Origin of the sequence: Paenibacillus sp. FSL W8-0194 (assembly GCF_037969745.1) — a bacterium.
In the GTDB taxonomy this organism is placed as follows: Bacteria; Bacillota; Bacilli; order Paenibacillales; family Paenibacillaceae; genus Paenibacillus_AQ; species Paenibacillus_AQ cookii.
Map to the genome: position 1 here is coordinate 5,012,118 of NZ_CP150205.1, position 22,366 is coordinate 5,034,483.

A 22,366-nucleotide genomic window follows, 5' to 3' on the forward strand; every position below is an offset into this window, starting at 1 on the left:
AAATCCTTAATCCGGCGGGCACCCGCCCCATTCCAGAAGCGCTTCCGCGATTTCCGTATGCTCGCCGGTTAACGTGATGAGGTTCGTTTGCAGGGCGATTCCGGCCGTTTCGGTAATGTCGACGGGGACGAGCAGCCCGGCTTTGACTTCCTGCTGCACGCACAAACCGGGAAGGAAGCAGATTCCGGCTCCGCGCAGCACCAGTTTTTTGGCGGTCTCCGAATTGTCGACCTGATAGACGATGCCCGGGGGCTGCTCCAGGCTCTCGAACACGCGGTGGATTCGCATCCAATCGAGGGAGCCGCACTCGAAGAAGATCAGCTTTTCGTGCCGGATGTCCCGGATCGACGCCCTTTCGGCCATCGCCAGCGGGTGACCCTGATAAACGTACAAACGGATCGGATCTTCGAAAAAGGAGTAGGACTGAAAAGCGGGATTCATCATCTTGCGCACGAAAGCCAAATCGAGCTCGCCGGAAGCCAGTTTGCCGGCAAGCTCATCCGTCGCGGCGGTCGTTATTTTGAATTTGATATCCGCAAACCTTTCGCTCAGCCGCGTGAGCAGGTAAGGCATCAAATAATTGGACACCGACACGGTGCATCCGATCCGCAGTTCATTGGGCATGACCCGTTTGGAGTGGAGTTGATGTTTGCCTTTTTGGTACGTCTGAAGAATTTGCTGGGCATAGGGAAGGAACTGCTTGCCTTTGTCCGTCAGATGAATCTGTTTGCCGAAACGGTCGAAAAGCTTGCAATCCAGCTCCCGCTCCAGCGACTGGATCCGGGCCGTGACGGTCGGCTGAGACAAAAAGAGCACATCCGCCGCCTTGTTGAAGCTGCCGTAGTGATTGATGTACACAAAGGCTTCGAGATTTTCGATATTCAAAAGACATCCACCTCCAATGGATTACAAATCAAATACTTATTATTCATATAAAATTACATGGTTTTAACTCGGCGCAGTTTCCATAAATTATTTTTATCTTAGGGAGTTGGAATTTTATTGTCAATCCCAAAAGAGGCAGAAAATCCCTTCACCCTGTCCGGCATCGCATGACAAATCGCGGATGACCGCTTTCGTTCGGGCTCCTGCCCCTCAGACGGTAGCATTGATTTTTTTAATAAGGGCATTAATATTTATAATTCCATATAGGTTTACTCGGTTTTAAACGTTATACTGGATATCAAATTCGAAGAAAGCGATAAAAGGAGTGAATCCGATGACTGCAGCAAGCGAAATCGTCATCCGCGACGCGGAGGAATTCGAGCAGGAGAACATCGCGCAGGTTATGCTCGAAGCTTACCAGCAATATGCCTTCGATCTTCCCCAGCCCCGCTGGGAGGAATACCGGGACTCCATCCGAAACTCCGTCTACGGAAACGGTCCATATGCCCGGATCGTGGCCGTCCTTGACGGCGATATCGTCGGCAGCGCCCAATTGTTTTTATCCTCGGAGGCAGCCTACGGCAGACCCGAATTGGGCATCCACGCGCCGATCATCCGGCTGTTGGCCGTTTCGCCCGCATACCGCGGACGCGGCATCGCCACGCTCCTGATCCGGGAGGCCGCGCGCAGAGCGGTGTTGCTCGGCGCTTCGTCCTTGCATTTGCACACCTCCGACATGATGGCTTCGGCCGTCCAGCTGTACGAACGACTGGGCTTCGAACGGGCTTACGAAACGGACATGCGGAACGGGGAAACGCTTGTAAAGGGGTACCGGCTTGACTTGTCTTCGACACCGCTGCTCGATCGGGTGGTATAAGGAAAAGAAAAAGGAGGTGCCCGCCTGGTTTTGGCGGGGTCTCCTTTAAAAATTCCATAGCCATCCAGCGGCCCTGCAGCACCACATCAAGGTGCGGTTAACATCCGATTAAAGCCCGCTCCCCATAAGCTGTCGCTCCAGCCAATCATAAGCCATCCGGCCGCTGATTTCATGCCCTCCGTCAAAGAAATCCGCCGCCAGCCGATCCTTCGCGCCCGCCGCTTCGTAAATTTCTTCCAAGGCGGCATATGCCTTCACCGCGCCTTCACGCGGAAACACCCGGTCTTCGCTTCCCGTTTCCAGCAAAAGGGCCCTCGGCGCAATCAGGCCGATCACGTCGGCCATCCGCGCCTCCGGCATGATCCCCGGGACATAGTTGTCGATGCAGTGGCTGCGGCTTAAAATGCTGTCTGCGAACGTATTGGCGTAACCGCTGACGACCGCCGCGCCGATCCGTTCGTCGAGCGCCGACGCAAACGAGGCGACCAGCCCCCCGCCGGATATGCCCATGCATCCGATCCGATCCGCAACCGCCTCCGTTCGGGTCTGCACGTAATCGACCGCCCGCATCGTTTCATAGACGCGATAGCCGGCCAGCGTTCGGCCCGCCATCAGCAAATGAAGGGCCAGGAGGTGGCAGGAGCTTTTTTTCGGATCGCCGTCCAGATCCTCCGCCAGCCTGCGGTCGCCGAAGCCGAGAAGCTCCGGGGCGGTCACGACGAATCCGCGCCTTACAAGGTCCAGCGCAAAATCCTTGTGCAGCCCCGGCTCCCCGCTCCGCTCCGTTCCGTCCGGTTCCAAACCGACGATTTCCCGGCTGCCGTACCCGTGGCCGTGCAAAGCCACGATGACGGGCCGCGGCTTGGCATCCGAATCCAAGGGAAGCAGGACGTAGATCGGCATCCGCAAGCCCTCGTAAGTCGTGATTTCGACCCGCTCCCGGATATGGTCGCCGAACGCCGTCCGTTCCAGAACGACCGGATCGAGCGCCGCTGCGCGTTCAGGAAACCCGCCCAATAGAAACGCAACGCGCTCCTTCAACGCCTTCCTCCAGCTTGGCCAATCGGTCCCCTGGCGAAACACATGCTCCGCCCCCTTCGCGGCCAGCTGCTTCAAATACGAATCCGGGCACCATCTTCCTTTTTTTCCGGCGGCAACCTCCGTCATGTCATTTCCCGGCATCATCAGCTTCAGCACCTTTCCGAATCCTACTGTTTTTGCAGCCTCTCATTCGCAGGTGTGAAAATCCATCGAAGTATCGTTCTCGCGCAAGGCTTTTGTCGGGAAGATTGTATCAAAAGCCTATTGCCGGATCAATGACGATCTTAGACATGAACCTCGCTATTTTCCACAGGCGAATCTACCATGCTGCAAAGCGCACAAATAGATTCCTCCTTCCGACGCGGTCCCAAACGCACAAATAAAGCCCGATTCCCCTGCTTCGGGTCACTCGGGCTTTTTCGCTTCATTCCGTCAGCCTTCCTGCAGACGCTCCACTTTTACGGTTTGCGTGTTGGTCGGCCGGGATCCGACCTGCACCGTCGCCATGCCGTTTTGCTCATCGACGTTTTCGATCCAAACCGGTTGTCCTTCCAGCTTTACTTCGAACGTATGCTCTTTGTCGGTGTAAATCTCCATGGCGCGTTTAACGTCCATCCGTCATCATCCTTTCGATATATGTTTCGCTAATAAGCGATTTTGTAATTTACGCATCCTCGTCCGAACGCGCTTCGGGAACCATCGCATCCGTCGTGCTGTCGCCGATATACCCGTTATCCGCCGTAATATTGCCGCCGCCGAGGCCTTCATTCACCATGCGGTCGATATCGAACATATGGGTTTCATGGGTCACGACCGGATCTTTGGAGGTCATCTTTTCCCAATCCACGTCATTGCCGCTTTGCGTATAACTGGCCGACTCCAGCTTGCGGGACTCTTCGTCGTATCTTTCGGTCGCCGCGGAAGCGTTCAGCTTCGCTTCATCCTGATGTTCACGCATTATTCGCTGCCTCCTGAAACATAAAATGATCTCGCGCCCCCCTTACTATGCCCTTTTCATGAAAAACCATGTCATTTGGGGCAAAACTTCTCCTTTTCTTTCAACCCGGATGTCATAGATTCGGCGAAACATACCCATACTATAAGGAACGAGCACATGCTGCAAAACGATATGATCAATAAGCGAAGGAGAGGCTAAAATCATGCATACGGTTTGGAAAGGGGCCATCAGCTTCGGACTGGTTCACGTGCCCGTCAAAATGTTTTCGGCGACGGAAGACAAGGATATCTCGATGCGTTACGTGCACAAGGAATGCGGCAGCCCGCTGTCCTATGTCCGGAAATGCCCCGTCTGCGAAAAAGAAGTGCAGTGGGAGGAAATCTCCAAAGGCTACGAATACGAAAAAGGCAAATTCGTGTTGTTCGAAAAGGACGAGCTGGAGCAGATCGCCGAGCAGGCGAACAAAAGCATCGCCATTTTGGATTTTGTGGATTTGTCCGAAATCGACCCGATTTATTTTCAAAAAACGTATTACCTGGCCCCGGACCAGGCGGGCGGCAACGCGTACCAGCTGCTGAAGGAAGCGATGAGCCAAAGCGGAAAAATCGGCATCGCCAAAATATCCATCCGTTCCAAAAGCAGTTTGGCCGCCATCCGGGTGCTCGACAATTGCCTGGCGATCGAAACGATGTTTTATCCGGATGAAATCCGCCCCGTCTCGCAAGTGCCGAATTTGCCCGAAAACATCGCCGTCAACGAAAAGGAGCTCGGCATGGCCCAAATGCTGATCGACCAGCTGTCGACCCCTTTTGATCCGGAAAAATACACGGACGACTACCGCGCGCGTCTGCTCGAGCTGATCGAGCACAAGGTCACGGGCGAAGAAATCAAGATTGCTCCGGCCAAGCAGGAAACGAACGTCATCGACCTGATGGCCGCCCTTCAGGCAAGCATTGAAGCCGCCAAGCCGGCCGCCATCACTCCGACCGACCCCGGAAAACCGAAAAAAACGGCCAAGGCCAAAACCAAAACCGCAGCCACGGAAGACAAGCAGGCCGCAGGAGCTGAAGGGCCGAAGCCGAAACGGCGGAAAACCGCAAAGAAAAATGAAACGGTATCGTAACCGGAATAAGATGGGGGACATCAGATGAAATTCGCCCCGGTAAAACCGTTCGAGCCGATCATGACCGCCGTTCTTCCTTCCGGGGACAACTGGATCGCCCAGATCAAATGGGACGGCGTGCGCATGCTCGTATACAACGACGGCGAGGAAACGGAGCTGATCAACCGCAAAGGGAACAGCCGCACGCCCCAATATCCCGAGCTGTGGGACACGTCCGTATACTGCAAAGCGGAATCGGTCATTCTGGATGGAGAGATCATCGCTTTGGTGGGCGGCGTGCCTTCGTTCCATCAGGTCATGAAAAGGGACGGGCTGCGCCAAGAGCAGCAGATCCGCGCCCGGGTACGGCAAATCCCGATCGTTTACATGGTGTTTGACATCCTGTACTGCAACGGGGAATGGGTGACGTCGAAGCCGCTGCGCGAGCGGCAAGCCCTGCTGCAGGAAATGCTCATTCCGGGTCCCCACGTTCAGCTGGTGCCAAGCTATTCCGATCTTCCCCTGCTCCACGATATTTCACGGCAGCATCGGCTGGAAGGGATCGTGGTCAAGGACGTAAGCAGCGCCTATGCGATCGACGGCAAAGACAAGCGATGGCAGAAGCTGAAAAACATCATGGACCTGAATGCGGTCGTCGGAGGCGTCACCTATCGCGACGGCATCGTTAATGCGCTGCTGCTCGGCTTGTACGACGAGGACGGCCGGCTGATCTACATCGGACACGCGGGAACCGGCAAGCTCGGCGTCGCCGATTGGCGGAGGATTACGGAAGAAGCCGCCGGCATGCTCCAAAAGGAAAGGCCCTTTGCCAATCAGCCGGAACGCCATAAAGGAGCGGTATGGATCCGCCCCCGGTGGGTCGTGAAAGTGAATTTTTTGGAATGGACGGTCTACGGGACGCTCCGGCAGCCGAGCATCCAGGCTTTCGTCGACGTTTTGCCTGAAGAATGCAGGCTGGACCCATGAGAAACGGCCATCATCCGGTCATTTATCCCTTCGTGCCGAAAGCACCTCCATTTCCGGGCGCAGGTCTTCTACCGGTCTAACGAACGGCGGCTCCCAAAAAGGGACGCCCGGCAACAAATTTTCTAATGGAGGTACACCGATGCCCCGAACGATTAAAGGCACCATCAACATCGAAGGCCACGACATCCCCATCACGAATCCGGACAAGCCGCTCTGGCCCGAAATGGGCGTCACCAAAGCCATGTATCTGCAAAAGCTGGCCGCGCTGGCCCCTTACCTGCTCCGTTATTGCCGAAACCGCCTGCTGACGACCATTCGTTATCCGCATGGCGTGCCCGGCGAGTTTTTTTACCAGAAAAACGCTCCCGATCCGCTGCCCGAGTTCGTCCAAACGGCCGAGCAGGACGGCATCCATTATATTGTGCTGAACGGGCTGCCCGAGCTGCTGTGGCTCGGCAACCTTGCCGCCCTGGAGTTCCATCCTTCCCTGCATTATGTCGGGAGCACCCTCCCTTGCGAATGGATGATCGATCTGGACCCGTCGCGCGAGGAAGAGCCGCGCATTATGGAAGCCGCCTCCATCGTCGGCAAAGTGCTGCACTCCCTGGGACTCGCTTCGGTGCCGAAAACCTCCGGGGCCACCGGCATTCAGATCATCGTGCCGATCAACCAGGGCATTACCTTCGACGAGCTCCGGGTCATCGGCCATTTCGTCGGCCGGTTCGTGACCGAAAAACATCCCGATCTGTTCACGCTCGAACGGCTGAAGAAAAACCGCGAGGGCAAAATTTATTTCGATTACCTGCAGCATTATCACGGCAAAACCCTCGCCGCCCCGTATACTCCCCGTGCCCGTCCCGGCGCGACCGTATCGACGCCGCTTTACTGGGAAGAGGTGGACAGCAACGTGTCGCCGCTTGATTTCCATCTGCTGAACATCGAGGAGCGCCTGAAGGAAACCGGCGACCTGATCGCCGCCCTGCCTCCGCAGCCGGTGGAGCAGGTGCTCCGCCATTTGAACGCGACAAAGCCCGGAAGATAACCTTCCGGGCTTGCTTTATGCTTTGCGCTAATGAATATCTTTTTTCTTGAACCTGCCGCCCTTAACGTCATGGATATTACCAACCGCAAGAAACGCGTCCGGGTCCCAATCCCCGACGATGGACTTGAGCTTCGCTTCCTCGAGGCGGGTGATGACGACGAAAATAACCTTTTTGCTGTCGCCCGAATAGGCCCCTTCTCCTTCGAGATACGTCACGCCGCGGCCGAGACGCTGGGTCAGCGCATCGCCAATCTCTTTGTATTTATCGCTGATGATCCATACCGATTTCGATTGGTCGATGCCTTCGTTGGTGATATCAATCACTTTAAAGGCGATGAAATACGCGATAAGCGAGTACATGGCGTTGTTCCAGCCGAACACGAACCCTGCGCTCGTCAGAATGAACACGTTGATGAACATGATGATTTCGCCGACGGAAAACGGCGTTTTCTTGTTGATAAGGATCGCCACGATTTCGCTGCCGTCCGTCGATCCCCCTGCACGGATGACCAGGCCTACGCCGGCTCCCAGGATGACCCCGCCGAAGATGGCGGCAAGCAGCGGATCGAACGTAATCGGTTTGACGGGCTCGAGAAGAGCCGTGCCGACCGACATGACGAGTACGGCTGCCAGCGTCGAGAAGGCAAAGGTTTTGCCGATTTGCTTATAACCGAGAAACAGGAAAGGAAGATTGAGCAATGTCAAAAAGATACCAAGCGGCAAATGAAAGAGGTGAGCTAACATGATGGAGATGCCGGTAATCCCGCCATCGATGATATTGTTGTTTACGAGAAAGATTTCAAGCGCGACCGCCACCAGCCCGGCGCCGATCAGCATCACGATGATGCGCGACAAAACCTTGAGCTTGGAAGTCGGCGCATTTAACGGTTGCTGCTTTCCCTGCGGAATTTTTGCGCGTTCCGCGGTTTGGGTATTAGAAGTTCCAGCCATCGAATCCCCCCGATTCTTATCGATTTGGTGTGTTTATCAATAAAACTGAACGCTCCCCCGGCGAGTTTTTTGTGAATATTCTTCTTATATATTATATCATAGTTTTAAGCTGAGTATTAACGTTGATGGGAGTTTTTCTATCATGAGAACCATATTTTTATTTCTGGCGGCCGGGCTGGCGGAGATCGGCGGCGGCTACCTGGTGTGGCTTTGGCTCCGGGAATCCAAACCTTGGTGGTACGGGCTGGCCGGCGCGGCCGTGCTGGTCTTGTACGGCATCATCCCCACGCTTCAGCATTTCCCTTCTTTCGGGCGGGTGTATGCCGCGTACGGAGGCGTTTTTATCCTCCTTGCCCTGCTCTGGGGCTGGGGGATCGACAAAAACGTCCCGGATCTCTACGATTGGATCGGCGCGGCGCTTTGCCTGGTCGGCGTATCGATTATTCTGTGGGCTCCCCGCTCCTAAGGAGGGGCAGGGCCGCTACAGCAGCGGAGACAGCATGCGGCAAAGCATCTCCGCTTTTTTGTGCAGAAACGGCCTCCGTTGGAACTCCTTTTTCGTCATCTCCCGGCATACGCCCATATCGTTCTCAAAGTCAGCCGTCAGCCGGTCGATGGCGGACGGCTCAAAGAGCGCGGCGGTCAGCTCGAAATTGCAAAAAAAGCTGCGCATGTCCATGTTGGCCGTGCCCACCGAAGCCAGCAAGTCGTCGACGATCAGCACTTTGGCATGGATAAATCCCTTTTGGTATTGAAAAAAGCGGACGCCCGCCAGCATCAACTCCTCCACGTATGACAAGGACGCCAGATGGACAAGCCTGGAATCGGCCCTCCACGGGATCATGATCCGAACGTCGACGCCGCTGACGGCCGCGGTTTTCAGCCCTTCGTAAATGCCGGGATCGGGAATGAAATAGGGCGAAGCGATCCAAATTCTTTTTTTCGCGACGGAGATGGCCGTAAAGCAAAACTCCTGTATCGCGTTCCATGCCTGGTCCGGGCCGCTGCTGACGATCTGGATCTGCTCGTCTCCCTTGCAGTGATGCTCGGGAAACAAAGCGGGGTCGGCGATTTTTTCGCCGGAAGCAAGCTGCCAGTCGTTCAAAAATACGTTCTGCAAAAAATAGACGGCATCCCCCTCGATCTCCAGATGCGTGTCCCGCCAGTAGCCCATTTTCGGGTATTGTCCCAAATAATCGTCCCCGACGTTGATGCCGCCCACGAACCCTTTGACCCCGTCCACCACGATGATTTTGCGGTGGTTCCGGTAGTTGATGCGGCGGTCGATCAGGGCAAAAAGCGGCGGCAGAAAAAAATGAAACTCCACCCCCGCCTCCTTCAGCTTGTCCACGAACTCCCGTTTCAGCTTGTAGCTTCCCAGGCCGTCGCACATGAACCGCACTTTGACGCCTTCTTTCGCCTTGCGGATCATGATCTCCTGAAAACGGGTTCCGATGACGTCGTGCCTGAAAATGTAAAATTCGATATGGATGTGCTCCTTGGCCGCCTCCATCGCCTTCAGCATCGCGCCGAACGTCTCTTCCCCGTCGGTCAGCACCCGGCTTTTGTTGCAGCCCGTGATCGGGCTTTCCGACAAACGCGACAGCAGATTAAAAAGCCGCTCCTGGTGGCGGAATTCGGGATTGTGCATCTCTTCGATGGTTTGGACGGTAACCGCCCTGCTCCAGATGACCGGACGGACTTGCCGGAATAAACGCGTCCCCCGGGTGCGGAGCTGCTTGCGGGCCTTGTAGTCCTGAGCGACAAAATAGTAAACGACGAAGCCGATCATCGGGCAGCAAAACAGGATGAACATCCATGCGACCGTTTTGGAAGGATTGCGGAATTCCAGCAGCAAAATCGTTCCCATTTGAAAAATAAAGATGATGAGTGCGAGCAGCAGCCATGCCATGAAAGACTCCCCCCTTCCCCCGAACGCTTCCCGCTTGAATCGGTTACTTATCCATCATTGACCAAACCAAGCCTTCTTTATTCAAGTCATTACCTCAAGACGGACAAGCAGACGCAAGGGATGAAAAAGGTAACATTTTAGACATGTTTGGCGCCTCTTTCGAATACATAGATGATAAGACAAGTATAAACGAAGTTATGGAAAGGAGCCGCCATGAAACGTGCATCCGCCAATCGACGCATGACGCTTCTCGTGATGAGGGACGCCCAGCATTCGGTCAAGCAGATCCGTCTATCCAAACCCTTGATGATGGCCGTTCCCGCCGCCGCGGTCCTCTCGTTGTCCGGCCTCATCCTTGCCCTGCAGGCCCATTCCTCCCAAGCCATTTCCCGACTGGAGCAGAAGGTCACCCTCGAAAACGCGAAAAACCTGCAGCTGCAAAACTCGGTCAACAGCCGCGAGCAATCCATCGAACGACTGCAAAACGAAATCATCAAGCTGTCGACGCAGGCGAAGGATATGCAGCAAAGGATGCAGCAAGTCGACGAATTGGAGCGGCAGCTTCAGCAGTTTATCCAAAAACACGGCACCGGCATGGCCGCGGATGATTCATCGGATAAAGCGTCTTCCCTGTCCCGGGATGCTTCGCAGCATGTCGGGGGCGAGTTCGTTGCCGTGCACCAAAACGAGATGCTGGATTTGGCCCGGGAGACGAAAGACGACTTTCAGGAGATGCAGGAGCTGCTAAAAACGATGGAAAGCAAGATCCCCCAAACGCTGCAAAAAGCCCAGGAAACCCAGCGGCAGATCGCAGGCAGCCCGACCTTATGGCCGACCGAATCCAAAGTGATGACCTCCAGCTTCGGGTACCGGACCGATCCCTTTACGGGCAGAGCTTCCTTCCATGCCGGCATCGACATTGCGGGAGATAACGGCGAACCGGTTTATGCCGCGGGCGCGGGAAAGGTCATCGCTGCCGATCAAAGCGGCGCCCGCGGGCGCTATATCGTTATCGAACACCCGAACGGGCTGCAAACCTGGTACATGCACCTCAGCAAACTGCAGGTCAAAGAAGGGGACTCGGTGGATAAAGGCGAGCAAATCGCTCTTCTCGGGTCCACCGGCCGCAGCACCGGCCCCCATCTTCACTTTCAGGTCGTCAAAAACGATAAGCCCGTGAATCCGCTTCCGTACATTCGAGCGCAGAATTCTGAATTCGATTAAGGAGGGTTTTATGTTGAGCAGATCCAAATCGTCCAAAAAAAATGCCATGCCGACGGATTCGTTGATCGGCAGAGGCACCGAGGTTGAAGGCGCCTTGGCCTGCCAGGCCAACGTGCGCATCGAAGGCAAATTCAGCGGCGTCATCGAAAGCACCGCCTGCGTCACCATCGGCGAGCATGCCGAGGCCAGGTCCGACATCAGCGCCAGGGAGGTTATCATTGCGGGAAAAGTGTTTGGAGACGTGCAGGCGGAAGGCAGGCTGACGATCACCTCGACCGGCCAGATGTTCGGCAACGTGCTCGCCGCCTCGTCCCTCGTCATCGCCGAGGGCGGGATCCTGAACGGTTCCAGCAAAATGGAGCCCAAACAGGACGAACGCCAGGAAAACGCCGGAGCAGGCGATGTGCATCTGCTGGAATCGGAAGCAGGCTAAAACCGATGCACTGCCGCCGGAAAACGTGACGCTTCACGCCATCATTCGTCCTCCCAGGGCATTTCTCAAAAAAGCCCGGCCTTCGCGGTACGCGAGCGAATGCGCGCACAGCTAAAGCCGGGCTTGACGAATTAGGCGGCAACGTCCCTTTTATGGAACACGTACCAGGAAACCGCCATAAACACGATATAATAGACGGCCAGCACCGCCAGGGAAAATCCAAGGGTCGCTCCGCCCGGTCCTTCGTCGGCTTTCAGATACCCCGAGAGATCCATGTGCGAAAACAGAAGATATTTTGCCCAGCCGTAACGGTCCGGGTTGAACAAGCTCGCAAAAATCCCTTTGGCGAACATGATGAACAGCGCCAGACCGATGGACAACCCTCCGGCACGGAACACGGTCGACAGCATGAACGCAATCGCCACCGTCATGAACAAATTCACGTAATCGCAAAGCAGGTAGCGGAACGTAAAGGCGGAACCGCTCTCGCCCGGACCGATCAAACTGCTTTCCCCGCCGCCCGCAAAGAAAATGCTCGACGCCAGCATCGCGACCGCGGCAAGCAGCAGCGTGCACAGCAGGCTAAACAGAATGACCGCTATATATTTGGAAAGCAAAATTTTGGACCGGCTCCACGGGCGGATCAAAAGCAGCTTGATCGTGCCCCAGGAAAATTCCCCCGCCACGGAGTCGGCTGCGACGATGACGGAAAAAATCGTGCACAGGTAAAACGTAAACGATGCGGTCAACATGACGCTGTCCCATAACGTGGTTTGCCCTCCCGAATCGACCATGGAAAAAAGCACCGGAAGGATCGCATTGCAAAACGCCAAAATCCCGAGCATGACCCACGTCCGGACGCGCCGGTAAATTTTCATGTTTTCGTTTCGCACGAGGCCGAGAAAATTACCCAATCGGATCACCTCCCGTCATTTCCAGGAACTGATCTTCCAGCGACCGGGTCACCGTTTGGATGCCGTACACCTTGATGCCCGCCTGAACCAGCCTGGCGTTGATTTCCGGAATCTCGTCCCGGCCCAGCTTCAGGGTAATCACGTTCCCCTCCCGGCTGCCGCCTTCCAGGACGGCCAGGGCGCGCTCCGGCTCATCCACCGCAAATCCGGTTTCGGCCGCTTCCGCCTTGCTTTCGCTGCCGTTTCGGAGCGATCTGACGTCGATCAGCCGACCGTTCTGGATAATCGCCACGCTGTCGCACATCAGCTCCATTTCGGACAGCAGGTGGCTGGAGACGAACACGGTCGTCCCTTCATCCCGGCACAGATGGCGCAAATAATCGCGGAGCTCCCGGATTCCTTGCGGATCAAGCCCGTTGGTGGGCTCGTCCAGAATCAAAAGCCGCGGCCGGTGCAAAATGGCCTGCGCCACGCCCAAGCGCTGCCGCATTCCCAGGGAATAAGTCCTAACCTTGTCGTGAATCCGGTTGCCGAGACCTACGAGCCGGACCACCTCTTCAATCCGCTTTGCGTCAATGCCCTTCATCATGCGGGCAAAATGGCGCAAATTTTGGTATCCCGTCAAAAACTTGTACATTTCCGGATTTTCGACAATAGCCCCCACATTGGCGACGGCCTTCTCGAAATGCTCCTTTATGCTGTAACCGCAAATGTTGATATCCCCTTGGCTGATGGAGGTCAAACCGACCATCATGCGAATCGTCGTGGTTTTCCCGGCGCCGTTGGGTCCCAGAAATCCGAATACCTGCCCGGGCGGAATGTCGAGCGTAACGTTTTCCACCAGCGTTCTGGACCCAACCTTTTTCGTTACCCCTTCCAGCCGGACCACCGGTTCATGCTGCATTCGCTTCACTCCCTCGTCGTAGATTATCGCCTCATTGTAACATAGCCGTGACGCAAATGCCCCATATACTGGTAATTTTTCTCTTTTTCCCCCTGTTGATAACATGGTTGACAGCAGCCCAAAGGAATCGTCCCCCGGTAGTATCCCGTCTGGAAAATAACCATCGCGTCCGATGCAGGCACCGCGCTCTCGCAGCACAAGCAATAGACGTACTGCAGGTTTTTCATTGGAACCGCCTTCCTCTCCCTGGGTATAAAGCCGCATTTTTTATCCTGATTCGTGGACAAACCGCCTGCCGCATCTTCTTGTTTCGGAAAGGTTACGTTTTGTATCGTTATCAGAAATCTACATCAAGCGCTGCTTTCTGTCAAGTTTCTTGCCGTACAATGCAAAAAAACCGCCGGGATAGTTTCCCGGTCGGTTACATCCTTACTCCATATGCTGCTTGATCAACTGATGGATCCGGCTTCGTTCCTTGTCGTTCACCAGGTAGTACCAGATGCCTTGGATCCGTTGCCCTTGGCCGCTGATTTCGACCTGATCGATTTTTTTGAGGTCGGTTCTGTAATCCATCAGAAAGGTTTTCATGTCTTCAAAGGTAATATCCGTTTTGACGGTGTCCGCAACCTCATCCAGCAACGACTCGATTTTGGTCACGGTGGCGATGTTCAATGAATTTTTGATGACCTGCTGCAAAATCTGTCGCTGCCTTGCGTTTCTGCCCATGTCCCCGCGCGGGTCGTCGAACCGCATCCGCGAATACATCAGCGCCTCTTGCCCGGTCAAATGCAGCTGTCCTTGATCAAACCGGTGCCCTGCATAAGAGAAAGCAAAAGGATTGTCGACATCGACGCCGCCAAGGGAGTCAATGAGGCGCGCGAACCCCTCCATATTCACCCTGACATAGTAATTCACGGGGTAATCAAGGAAATGCTCCACCGTCTTGACGGACATGTTGACGCCCCCGAACGCGTATGCGTGGTTGATTTTATCCACGGTGCCGCGGCCGATAATTTCCGTCCGGGTATCCCGCGGAATATTGAACATCAGCATGCTTTGCTTCGCCGGGTTGACCGTCAGAAAGATCATCGCGTCCGATCGTCCCCGGTCATGCTCGCGCTGATCGACGCCCAGCACAAGCACGGTGAATGGTTTCTTATCCTGCAAATCAAAAGGAGCGGCCTTTTCCGTTCGGGAGGCACTGTACTCCGCCCCGGCTGCCTCGGCGGTGTTCCCTTCCTTGCCGGCCGGCTCAGGCAGCACCTGCCCATCCCTGCTTTCATAGATTTTGTGCGCGGTCGTCTTGACCGATTGGTAAATGTAAGCGGCATATGCCGTAACACCCGCGACGGCGATGATCAATATGGAAGACACGATAAGGATCCATTTTTTCATTGAATCGGCACGCTACCTTTCGTTGGTTAATAGGTGTCCCCGCCCGTTGGCACAAAACCCGGTAAGCCTGGATCGCCCCCAAAAATGGCTTTTATGCTTTTGCGCAAATCCGAGTCCCCCGTATGGATTACTCCACGCTTATTTAAATGGTTTTTTCGGGCGAAAGCACTATGCAGCGCTTCGATAAATATAGTAAAATGACTTTATCCCATTGATATTCTTTTCCCGTAATAATACGGTTTTTTTCTAGCGATCCCATGTTTTTTTTCAACAACATTCCTATGTAGAAACATCAAAGATCCGGCCGCTTTCATGTTCAGCCATGACATCCGTATAGGGATCATATTGTTGCTGTCGAACTCTGCCGCCCGTGACGGTGCGGGTGATTTGTTTCGCCATGTTTGCTTGTCCGTGCTCATCCGGATCGAGGAGGACTCCGTACAGCTTGGCATTCGACAAACTGTCCTCTTTCCACAGCAGCTTGCCATGCATCCGGCAGATCGGCCTTCCATCGTAACCGATGTCGAAGAAGAGCCGGATTTCCGGCACGAGAGGAAAATCCAAATCACTGATAAATACGAGCGTGCGGGATTCGACTTCCCACAATACGGCCGGACGGGAGCGTCCCAGGGCAACGAGGGTTTCTCCTATTTGTTTAATGGATATGTACATTTGAAGGTGTATGCCGTATGACGTCAATATATTCATCGCACCGACCCTGCCTATGGGTATAAAAATATGTGAATCGTACTACACTTATTATCGATACATAATGTTTCTGATATGGATACATTTAGTATCACTCGCATTTTTTACTTTACGATACATTTTGTAACTAGTCAATCTTTTTTTAAGCCAATTTCGATATACATAAGCATAGGAAAGCATGCGATTCATTTGTTTCCTTAAATCGGTAATTTGCAAGCAATCAGAGGAGGTTAATTCATGAATCATGGTAATCGCATCGCAGAACTCCGGGACCAAAGAGGATGGACTCAAGAAGAATTAGCCCAATCGATTGGCATCACGAGAGCCGCACTCTCCCATTATGAAAAGAACCGCCGCAAACCTGATTTCGAAATATTGACCAAGCTTGCCGATAAGTTTGAAGTTTCCATCGATTATTTGATCGGCCGCACGAATCAGCCCAAGCTGGAGATGGACCCCGAGGTGCGGGAATTCGTGGATCATTTGGAGCTTTCGGATTCCGATTTGCTGGACCGGTTTAACTTGACCGTCGACGGACGGAGCCTGACCGAAGAGGAAGCCAGACGTTTCATCGCTTTCGTTCGGATGGAGCGCTCCATGAAATAAACAGAAAGAGACCTCGGCAGCCATCAGCCGCCGAGGTCTTCAAGATTATAGAATGTATGCGCTTTACGCAAAGGAAGAGGGATTCTATAATCATTTGCCGCAATTCTATACAACAGATAGGCAGATCCAACGTTTCAACCCAAGTTACCATAGAAAAAGTAGGAGCCCTGCAAGCAGTATTCCGCTGGAATGAACGGATCTATTTGGGTTCATGCCGTACCAAACGATCCTGCCGCTTACAGTAGCTATGCCAGCTGTCGGGGTGTATCCCGCATTGCTCCAGTACTTTAAGGATATCCACATGGGTCTGCGCCGGATGCTCATGATCGGTCCGTGCTTCGGTACCAAACTCCTTCTCTTCTCTCATCGAAAGATACCCTCGCTCCACTCATCGATTTATTCATCATAGAATCAGATCATCCGTCTTATCCTCAAGTCGAGTCTCCTTGACCAAAGAGAATAGGACTTTTCTATTATATCCCAAGAACGTCCGTGATGCTGTCGTCTGATGGAGAGTTTGTCTCTTAAATATAGTTCTATTTTTGTCGAAAAAAACGGGTCTGCGAGTTCTGTCTCCTTTCGGAGCCCGAATCACAGACCCGTTTATGACCGAGCCTACACGTTCACGAAAATGTTATGACTTATTGACTGCCGGTTCTGGCAAGCTCTCTCATGTTGGCTTCGAAGGCCGCCATCAGGGCCGCTTCGCCCGTCAGTCCTTTTTCTTGAACCTTGCGGATATGCTGCGTCATCCGTTTGTAATCCTTCGGAATGACCCGCACGAACTGATTCAAGTTTTGATCCCAGTTTTCGAGCACTCTTTGTCCCATGGCGCTGCCTGTATAGGATACGTGCTTTTGAATCAGCTGCTTCAGTTCTTCCGCCTCTTCGATTTCCTCCACCCGCTCCAGCAGCACCATTTCCAGGTTGCAGCGCTGGATGAAGTTATTCTCCGGATCATAGACATACGCGATTCCTCCGGACATGCCGGCCGCAAAGTTGCGTCCCGTGCCGCCCAGCACGACGACGCGTCCGCCCGTCATGTATTCGCAGCCGTGGTCGCCCACGCCTTCGACGACGACCGAAGCTCCGGAGTTCCGGACGGCAAAACGTTCGCCGGCAATCCCGTTGATGTACGCTTCGCCGCTGGTCGCCCCGTAAAACGCGGTGTTGCCGATAATGATATTCTCTTCGGCTTTGAAGGTCGCTTGATCCGACGGTTTCACGATCAGCTTGCCGCCGGAGAGGCCTTTGCCCGTATAGTCGTTGGCATCGCCCACGACCGTCAGGGTCATGCCTTTCGGCACGAATGCCCCGAAGCTTTGGCCGGCGGTTCCCGTAAACGTGAAGGATATCGTATCCTCCGGAAGCCCGGCCGCGCCGTATTTCCGCGTGACCTCGCTGCCCAGGATCGTGCCGACGGCCCGGTCCACGTTGGTGATCGGAAGCGTGCCCGATACGGCTGCCCCGTTTTCCAGCGCCGGTTCAGCGAGGGAAAGCAGGCGGCGCATATCCAGCGTTTCTTCCAAACCATGGTTTTGCGTTTTGCTGCGGTAACGCGTGCTGCCTTCCGGAATTTCCGGCATGTGCAGCAGCGCGGACAAATCGATGCCCTTCCGCTTCCAATGGTCGCTGACCGCATCTGCATCCAGGCAATCGGTACGTCCGATCATTTCTTGCACGGTACGGAAGCCCAGCTCGGCCATCAGCTCGCGCAGATCTTCGGCCACGAATTTCATGAAGTTGACGACATGGGCCGGATCGCCCATAAAATGCTTGCGCAGCTCCGGATTTTGCGTGGCGACGCCGACCGGGCACGTATCCATTTGGCAGACGCGCATCATGATGCAGCCGAGCGCAATCAGCGGCGCGGTGGAGAAGCCGTATTCCTCGGCCCCCAGCAGCGCGGCGACGGCCAGGTCGCGTCCGTTCAGCATTTTGCCGTCCGTCTCCAGCACGACGCGGTCGCGCAGATTGTTCAGGATCAGCGTCTGATGCGTTTCCGCGAGCCCGAGCTCCCACGGCATGCCGGCATGGCGGATCGAGCTTTGCGGCGATGCTCCCGTGCCGCCGTCATACCCGCTGACCAGAATGATGTCGGCTCTGCCTTTGGCGACGCCGGCCGCGATGGTGCCGACGCCCACTTCAGATACGAGTTTGACGTTAATGCTTGCTCTCGGGTTGGCGTTCTTCAAATCATAGATCAGCTCCGCCAAATCCTCGATCGAATAGATGTCATGATGCGGCGGCGGCGAAATGAGGCCGACCCCCGGCGTGGAACCGCGCACTTCGGCTACCCACGGGTACACCTTACGGCCGGGCAGCTGCCCGCCTTCGCCCGGCTTGGCGCCTTGCGCCATCTTGATCTGGATTTCGTCGGCATTCACCAGGTAATGCGACGTGACGCCGAATCGGCCCGACGCAACCTGCTTGATGGCGCTGCGGCGGGAATCGCCGTTCGCATCCGGAATGTAACGCGCGGGATCTTCCCCGCCTTCGCCGGTGTTGCTTTTGCCGCCGATCCGGTTCATCGCGATCGCCAGGCTTTCATGCGCTTCCTTGCTGATCGAACCAAAGGACATCGCCCCGGTCTTGAAACGGCGCATGATGGATTCGACCGGCTCGACCTCTTCGAGCGGCACGGCAGGTCCCGCCGGCTTCAGCTTCAGCATGGAACGGATGGTCATCCGCTGCTCGTTTTCGCCCTGCACCAGCTTGGCGTATTTTTTATACACCTGGTAATCGCCGGTGCGCACGGCCTGCTGCAGCAGGTGGATCGTTTGCGGGTTGAACAGATGCTCTTCCCCGTCTTTGCGCCATTGGTATTCGCCGCCGGAGTCCAGCACCTTGTCGTTGCCGTCCTTGTCGGTGAAGGCGCGGTTGTGGTGCGCCAGCGCTTCGGCCGCCACCTCTTCCAGGCCGATGCCGCCGATCCGGGACGGCGTGTTGGTAAAGTATCGCTCCACGAATTCTTCCTTCAGGCCCACCGCCTCGAAAATTTGGGCTCCGCGGTAGGACTGGATCGTGGAAATGCCCATTTTGGACAATATTTTCACGACGCTTTTCGTCGCCGCTTTAATATAGTTTTTGACGGCTTTTTCATGCGTTACGCCGCGCAGCAGCCCCTGCCGGATCATGTCGTCCAGCGTCTCGAAAGCGAGGTAAGGGTTGACCGCGCTTACGCCGTAACCGAGCAGCAGCGCGTAATGATGCACTTCGCGCGGTTCGGCGGATTCCAGCAGGATGCTCACCTTCGTGCGCGTTCCCTGGCGGATCAGGTGGTGATGCAGGCAGGAAACGGCCAGCAGCGCCGGAATCGCCGCATTTTCGCGGTCGACGCCGCGATCCGACAAAATCAGGATGTTATGGCCTTTGGCGATCACGCGGTCCGCGGCTTCGCACAGCACGTCAAGCGCCTGACGCAAACCTTCGGCCCCGTCCGCCGCCGTGAAAAAGATCGGAATCGTCATCGACTTGAAGCCCGGACGATGCACATGGCGGATTTTCGCGAAATCCTCGTTGGAGAGGATCGGCGTGTCCAGCCGGATCTGCCGGCAGCTTTCCGGCTCCGGATGCAGCAGGTTGCGCTCCGGTCCGATCGTCGTTGCGGTCGACGTGATGATCTCCTCGCGGATCGCGTCGATCGGCGGGTTCGTGACCTGCGCGAACATTTGCTTAAAGTAATTGTACAAACGCTGCGGCTTGTCGGACAGCACGGCCAGCGGAGCGTCGTACCCCATCGAGGCGAGCGCCTCCATGCCGGTAGCCGCCATCGGCTCCAACACTTTGCGCAGCTCCTCGAACGTATAGCCGAACGCCAGCTGCAGCTGCGTCACGTTGTCATGCTTCGGATTCGGCAGCTCCGGCGCGTCCGGAAGCTCATCCAGGTTGACCAAATGCTCGTCGAGCCACTGCCGGTAAGGCTGCTCGGATGCGATTTGCGCCTTGACTTCCTCGTCGGAAATGATGCGCCCTTCCTTCGTGTCGACCAGCAGCATGCGGCCCGGGCGCAGCCGGTCCTTGTACAGCACGTTTTCCGGCGCGATGTCGAGCACGCCCGCTTCGGAGGACAGGACGATCAAATCGTCTTTGGTCACGTAATAACGGGAAGGTCTCAGGCCGTTCCGGTCCAGGATCGCCCCGATTTGCACGCCGTCCGTGAACGCCATGGCCGCAGGCCCGTCCCACGGCTCCATCAGCGTGCTGTGGTATTCGTAGAACGCTTTTTTCGTTTCGTCCATCGTTTCATGGTTGTTCCACGGCTCCGGCACCATCATCATGGCCACGTGCGGCAGGGAACGGCCGCTCAGATAGAGGAACTCAAACGTGTTGTCGAACATCGCCGTATCCGAACCGTCCGGATTGATGACCGGCTTTACCTTGTCCAGGTCGGCGCCGAAAACGTCGCTTTTGAACAAGGATTGGCGGGCATGCATCCAGTTGACGTTGCCGCGCAGCGTGTTGATTTCGCCGTTATGGATCATGAAGCGGTACGGGTGCGCCCGCTCCCAGCTCGGGAAAGTATTCGTGCTGAAACGGGAGTGGACGAGCGCGATGGCCGTTTCGACCGCTTCGTTTTGCAGATCAAGGTAAAATTGGCCGACCTGCGCCGTCGTCAGCATCCCTTTGTATACGATTTTCCGGCAGGACAGGCTGGAAATGTAGAACGTTTCGCCTTCAGGCGTGCCGCCGTAACGAATGGCCCGTTCCGCGCGTCTGCGGATGATGTACAGCTTGCGCTCGAAATCCAAATCTTCTTTCAGGTCGGCGCTGCGTCCGATAAACACCTGGCGTACGTAAGGCTTGGCTTCTTTGGCCGATTTGCCGAGCATTTCGTCGTAGGTCGGGACGTCGCGGAATCCGAGGAATTTCTGCCCTTCTTCCTTAATGATCTGAATCAGCCGGCTCTCATGAGCCTCACGAACGGCCTCATCATGGGATAGAAACAACATGCCTGCTCCGTATTGCCCGGGCTCCGGAAGCTCGAAACCTTGTTTTTGCGCCTCTTCGGCAAAAAAACGATGCGGAATCTGCAGCATAATCCCGGCTCCGTCACCGGAATTCGGTTCGCTGCCCTGTCCGCCCCGATGCTCCATATTTTCGAGCATCGTCAGCGCCTGGGTGACGATTTCATGGGAAGCCCTGCCCTTGATGTGAGCAACAAACCCCATGCCGCAGGCGTCTTTTTCAAACTGCGGATCATAAAGTCCCTGTTTAGGGGGAAGTACCGTATGTCTCATGGAAAGCAACCTTTCTGTCTTCAGAATGAATAATGACTTAATTTCGGGTACGGCAAAACAAAACCACGTCGAGACGATCATTGGCTACAGAACAAAACAGTGACTAAGATTGGGGAATGGGGTAACTTACAACAGCGGACAACCTTGTTGCTTAGGGGAATGGGTATTGATATTTATTCAGCAAGAATTGGTTTTTTTATTTTATCACTGCCCTAAAAGCAGCGCAATTCAAAGTTTTTATGAGCCCGATAAATAATGATTTGCAGTGCCGCATTAAAGCGTTTTCCGGTTAAATACTATAAATGCCGAATAAAAATGCATGGGGCATCCTGGATTTTCCTCCACCGGCCATAATACTCCCCTTGCACAATGGATTCATCGTTGCTTGAAACATTTTTGCCTTCCGGGCCGTTTGTTAAAATGCGGTAATCTATCAAAGCTTATGGAGAAGGAGACTACATCCCATGAAAAAAACCTGGACTGTAACCGCCCTGTCTTTCGCCCTGCTGGTATCGGCGGCCGGCTCTGCCTTGGCTTCGGCATCTTTTCGGGACATCGGCGAAAGCGGCGCCAAGCAACAAATCGAAGCTTTGCAGGCCAAGGGAGTCGTGACGGGCGTTGCCGCCGACCGGTTTGCGCCAGGCGAACGGCTCCTGTTGGCCCAAGGCATGGCCATGATCGCACGCGGCCTGTTAGCCGATGCGCCGGCAGGCGATGACAAAACGGGCCCGGGCGGCGCGTATTTCACAAGCATCCCTGCGGATGCTTGGTATCATGCTTCATTTGTTGCTGCGCATGACCGCGGGCTCGATTTGCCCGCCGACGCCGATCCGGCAGGCGCCGTGACCAAAGAGCAGTTTGTCCATTATGTCATGCAGGCTTTGGAGTCGACGAAGCGTTTCCCTATGATCAATCTGGTTCCTGCAGCCCTCGCCGATGAAGACCAGTTGACCGTCGAATACCAGGGCACGATTCAGCGCGCCCTGCACTACGGTTTGGTTGATCTTGACGAGTCGGGCCGTTTCCATCCGCAAACCCGAATAACGCGGGAAGATGCCGCTTCGATTTTATACAAAGCGATCGCGCTTTATGAGAAGCAGGCCAAGACCAACGATCCAACGAAGCCGCAAAGCTCCCAGGATTCTTCCAAATAACGGGGCCTTGTGCAGGTTCGGAGTTATCGCGCG

At 55.2% G+C, this 22,366-nt stretch carries 21 protein-coding genes; 9 read left to right on the forward strand and 12 right to left on the reverse strand.

Annotated elements, in window-relative coordinates; translation table 11 throughout:
• Nucleotides 1-6: 6 nt before the first annotated feature.
• Nucleotides 7-885 carry a LysR family transcriptional regulator gene (locus MKY58_RS22995; protein WP_339322269.1) on the reverse strand — a complete coding sequence of 293 codons (879 nt, stop codon included), beginning with the start codon at nt 883-885 and terminating at the stop codon, nt 7-9.
• A gap of 334 nt (nt 886-1,219) precedes the next feature.
• Between MKY58_RS22995 and MKY58_RS23000 the strand changes: the two genes are divergently transcribed.
• Nucleotides 1,220-1,762 (forward strand): GNAT family N-acetyltransferase, encoded by a 543-nt coding sequence (locus MKY58_RS23000; protein ID WP_339322270.1) that lies wholly within the window; start codon nt 1,220-1,222, stop codon nt 1,760-1,762.
• Between the two features lie 108 nt (nt 1,763-1,870).
• Here MKY58_RS23000 and MKY58_RS23005 read toward each other — a convergent pair whose 3' ends face one another.
• From MKY58_RS23005 to MKY58_RS23015, 3 genes are all read right to left on the reverse strand, one after another.
• Nucleotides 1,871-2,959: an alpha/beta hydrolase family protein gene (locus MKY58_RS23005; protein WP_339322271.1), complete on the reverse strand. Its 1,089-nt coding sequence runs from the start codon at nt 2,957-2,959 to the stop codon at nt 1,871-1,873.
• A gap of 276 nt (nt 2,960-3,235) precedes the next feature.
• Entirely contained in the window at nt 3,236-3,418 is a 183-nt protein-coding gene (locus MKY58_RS23010; protein WP_036709089.1) for an H-type small acid-soluble spore protein, read from the reverse strand.
• Nucleotides 3,419-3,467: 49 nt separating this feature from the next.
• Nucleotides 3,468-3,761, reverse strand: coding sequence for a hypothetical protein (locus tag MKY58_RS23015; protein ID WP_036709085.1), 294 nt, complete (start codon nt 3,759-3,761; stop codon nt 3,468-3,470).
• Nucleotides 3,762-3,963: 202 nt separating this feature from the next.
• On the opposite strand from MKY58_RS23015, the gene MKY58_RS23020 reads away from it, so the two are divergent.
• From MKY58_RS23020 to ligD, 3 genes are all read left to right on the forward strand, one after another.
• Nucleotides 3,964-4,884: a Ku protein gene (locus MKY58_RS23020; protein WP_339322272.1), complete on the forward strand. Its 921-nt coding sequence runs from the start codon at nt 3,964-3,966 to the stop codon at nt 4,882-4,884.
• A 24-nt stretch (nt 4,885-4,908) separates the two neighbouring features.
• Nucleotides 4,909-5,850, forward strand: coding sequence for an RNA ligase family protein (locus MKY58_RS23025; protein WP_339322273.1), 942 nt, complete (start codon nt 4,909-4,911; stop codon nt 5,848-5,850).
• 139 nt (nt 5,851-5,989) lie between these two features.
• Nucleotides 5,990-6,892 (forward strand): non-homologous end-joining DNA ligase, encoded by a 903-nt coding sequence (ligD, locus tag MKY58_RS23030; protein WP_339322274.1) that lies wholly within the window; start codon nt 5,990-5,992, stop codon nt 6,890-6,892.
• A gap of 27 nt (nt 6,893-6,919) precedes the next feature.
• Here ligD and MKY58_RS23035 read toward each other — a convergent pair whose 3' ends face one another.
• On the reverse strand, nt 6,920-7,843 hold the full coding sequence (locus tag MKY58_RS23035) for a YitT family protein (RefSeq protein ID WP_339322275.1): 924 nt from the start codon (nt 7,841-7,843) through the stop codon (nt 6,920-6,922).
• Between the two features lie 139 nt (nt 7,844-7,982).
• Between MKY58_RS23035 and MKY58_RS23040 the strand changes: the two genes are divergently transcribed.
• Nucleotides 7,983-8,309 carry a YnfA family protein gene (locus tag MKY58_RS23040; RefSeq protein ID WP_212950272.1) on the forward strand — a complete coding sequence of 109 codons (327 nt, stop codon included), beginning with the start codon at nt 7,983-7,985 and terminating at the stop codon, nt 8,307-8,309.
• A gap of 15 nt (nt 8,310-8,324) precedes the next feature.
• Here the strand turns inward: MKY58_RS23040 and cls are convergent, their stop codons facing one another.
• The gene (gene cls, locus MKY58_RS23045) at nt 8,325-9,755 is read right to left on the reverse strand and encodes a cardiolipin synthase (RefSeq protein ID WP_339322276.1); all 1,431 of its coding nucleotides are present in this window, start codon (nt 9,753-9,755) and stop codon (nt 8,325-8,327) included.
• A gap of 213 nt (nt 9,756-9,968) precedes the next feature.
• Between cls and MKY58_RS23050 the strand changes: the two genes are divergently transcribed.
• Together MKY58_RS23050 and MKY58_RS23055 are read left to right on the forward strand one after the other, a co-directional pair.
• Complete coding sequence (locus MKY58_RS23050) at nt 9,969-10,979, forward strand: M23 family metallopeptidase (protein ID WP_036709071.1); 1,011 nt, start codon at nt 9,969-9,971, stop codon at nt 10,977-10,979.
• 13 nt (nt 10,980-10,992) lie between these two features.
• Nucleotides 10,993-11,412 (forward strand): polymer-forming cytoskeletal protein, encoded by a 420-nt coding sequence (locus MKY58_RS23055; RefSeq protein ID WP_246536890.1) that lies wholly within the window; start codon nt 10,993-10,995, stop codon nt 11,410-11,412.
• Between the two features lie 131 nt (nt 11,413-11,543).
• On the opposite strand, the gene MKY58_RS23060 is transcribed toward MKY58_RS23055, so the two are convergent.
• The 5 genes from MKY58_RS23060 to MKY58_RS23080 form a co-directional block, all read right to left on the reverse strand.
• The gene (locus tag MKY58_RS23060; RefSeq protein ID WP_036709067.1) at nt 11,544-12,326 is read right to left on the reverse strand and encodes an ABC transporter permease; all 783 of its coding nucleotides are present in this window, start codon (nt 12,324-12,326) and stop codon (nt 11,544-11,546) included.
• Nucleotides 12,319-13,230, reverse strand: coding sequence for an ABC transporter ATP-binding protein (locus tag MKY58_RS23065; protein WP_339322277.1), 912 nt, complete (start codon nt 13,228-13,230; stop codon nt 12,319-12,321). The genes MKY58_RS23060 and MKY58_RS23065 overlap by 8 nt, the downstream gene beginning before the upstream one ends.
• Nucleotides 13,231-13,253: 23 nt before the next feature.
• Nucleotides 13,254-13,457: a hypothetical protein gene (locus tag MKY58_RS23070; RefSeq protein ID WP_339322278.1), complete on the reverse strand. Its 204-nt coding sequence runs from the start codon at nt 13,455-13,457 to the stop codon at nt 13,254-13,256.
• Nucleotides 13,458-13,659: 202 nt separating this feature from the next.
• On the reverse strand, nt 13,660-14,625 hold the full coding sequence (locus MKY58_RS23075) for an LCP family protein (RefSeq protein WP_339322279.1): 966 nt from the start codon (nt 14,623-14,625) through the stop codon (nt 13,660-13,662).
• A 279-nt stretch (nt 14,626-14,904) separates the two neighbouring features.
• A complete protein-coding gene (locus MKY58_RS23080) occupies nt 14,905-15,333 on the reverse strand; it encodes a hypothetical protein (RefSeq protein ID WP_339322280.1) in 429 nt (142 codons plus the stop codon).
• Nucleotides 15,334-15,570: 237 nt separating this feature from the next.
• Here MKY58_RS23080 and MKY58_RS23085 point away from each other — a divergent pair, with 237 nt between their 5' ends.
• Nucleotides 15,571-15,939: a helix-turn-helix transcriptional regulator gene (locus MKY58_RS23085; protein WP_036709062.1), complete on the forward strand. Its 369-nt coding sequence runs from the start codon at nt 15,571-15,573 to the stop codon at nt 15,937-15,939.
• A 641-nt stretch (nt 15,940-16,580) separates the two neighbouring features.
• Here the strand turns inward: MKY58_RS23085 and gltB are convergent.
• A complete protein-coding gene (gltB, locus tag MKY58_RS23090; RefSeq protein ID WP_339322281.1) occupies nt 16,581-21,179 on the reverse strand; it encodes a glutamate synthase large subunit in 4,599 nt (1,532 codons plus the stop codon).
• 464 nt (nt 21,180-21,643) lie between these two features.
• Here gltB and MKY58_RS23095 point away from each other — a divergent pair, with 464 nt between their 5' ends.
• Entirely contained in the window at nt 21,644-22,333 is a 690-nt protein-coding gene (locus tag MKY58_RS23095; RefSeq protein WP_339322282.1) for an S-layer homology domain-containing protein, read from the forward strand.
• The last annotated feature ends 33 nt before the right edge of the window (nt 22,334-22,366 follow it).

Excerpts from the sequence above, each read along its gene's own strand:
- MKY58_RS23000 (WP_339322270.1), top strand. The coding sequence starts at position 1,220 with ATGACTGCAGCAAGCGAAATCGTCATCCGCGACGCGGAGGAATTCGAG.
- MKY58_RS23010 (WP_036709089.1), bottom strand. The coding sequence starts at position 3,418 with ATGGACGTTAAACGCGCCATGGAGATTTACACCGACAAAGAGCATACG.
- MKY58_RS23015 (WP_036709085.1), bottom strand. The coding sequence starts at position 3,761 with ATGCGTGAACATCAGGATGAAGCGAAGCTGAACGCTTCCGCGGCGACC.
- MKY58_RS23020 (WP_339322272.1), top strand. The coding sequence starts at position 3,964 with ATGCATACGGTTTGGAAAGGGGCCATCAGCTTCGGACTGGTTCACGTG.
- MKY58_RS23025 (WP_339322273.1), top strand. The coding sequence starts at position 4,909 with ATGAAATTCGCCCCGGTAAAACCGTTCGAGCCGATCATGACCGCCGTT.
- ligD (WP_339322274.1), top strand. The coding sequence starts at position 5,990 with ATGCCCCGAACGATTAAAGGCACCATCAACATCGAAGGCCACGACATC.
- MKY58_RS23035 (WP_339322275.1), bottom strand. The coding sequence starts at position 7,843 with ATGGCTGGAACTTCTAATACCCAAACCGCGGAACGCGCAAAAATTCCG.
- cls (WP_339322276.1), bottom strand. The coding sequence starts at position 9,755 with ATGGCATGGCTGCTGCTCGCACTCATCATCTTTATTTTTCAAATGGGA.
- MKY58_RS23050 (WP_036709071.1), top strand. The coding sequence starts at position 9,969 with ATGAAACGTGCATCCGCCAATCGACGCATGACGCTTCTCGTGATGAGG.
- MKY58_RS23065 (WP_339322277.1), bottom strand. The coding sequence starts at position 13,230 with ATGCAGCATGAACCGGTGGTCCGGCTGGAAGGGGTAACGAAAAAGGTT.
- MKY58_RS23070 (WP_339322278.1), bottom strand. The coding sequence starts at position 13,457 with ATGAAAAACCTGCAGTACGTCTATTGCTTGTGCTGCGAGAGCGCGGTG.
- MKY58_RS23075 (WP_339322279.1), bottom strand. The coding sequence starts at position 14,625 with ATGAAAAAATGGATCCTTATCGTGTCTTCCATATTGATCATCGCCGTC.
- MKY58_RS23080 (WP_339322280.1), bottom strand. The coding sequence starts at position 15,333 with ATGAATATATTGACGTCATACGGCATACACCTTCAAATGTACATATCC.
- MKY58_RS23085 (WP_036709062.1), top strand. The coding sequence starts at position 15,571 with ATGAATCATGGTAATCGCATCGCAGAACTCCGGGACCAAAGAGGATGG.
- gltB (WP_339322281.1), bottom strand. The coding sequence starts at position 21,179 with ATGAGACATACGGTACTTCCCCCTAAACAGGGACTTTATGATCCGCAG.
- MKY58_RS23095 (WP_339322282.1), top strand. The coding sequence starts at position 21,644 with ATGAAAAAAACCTGGACTGTAACCGCCCTGTCTTTCGCCCTGCTGGTA.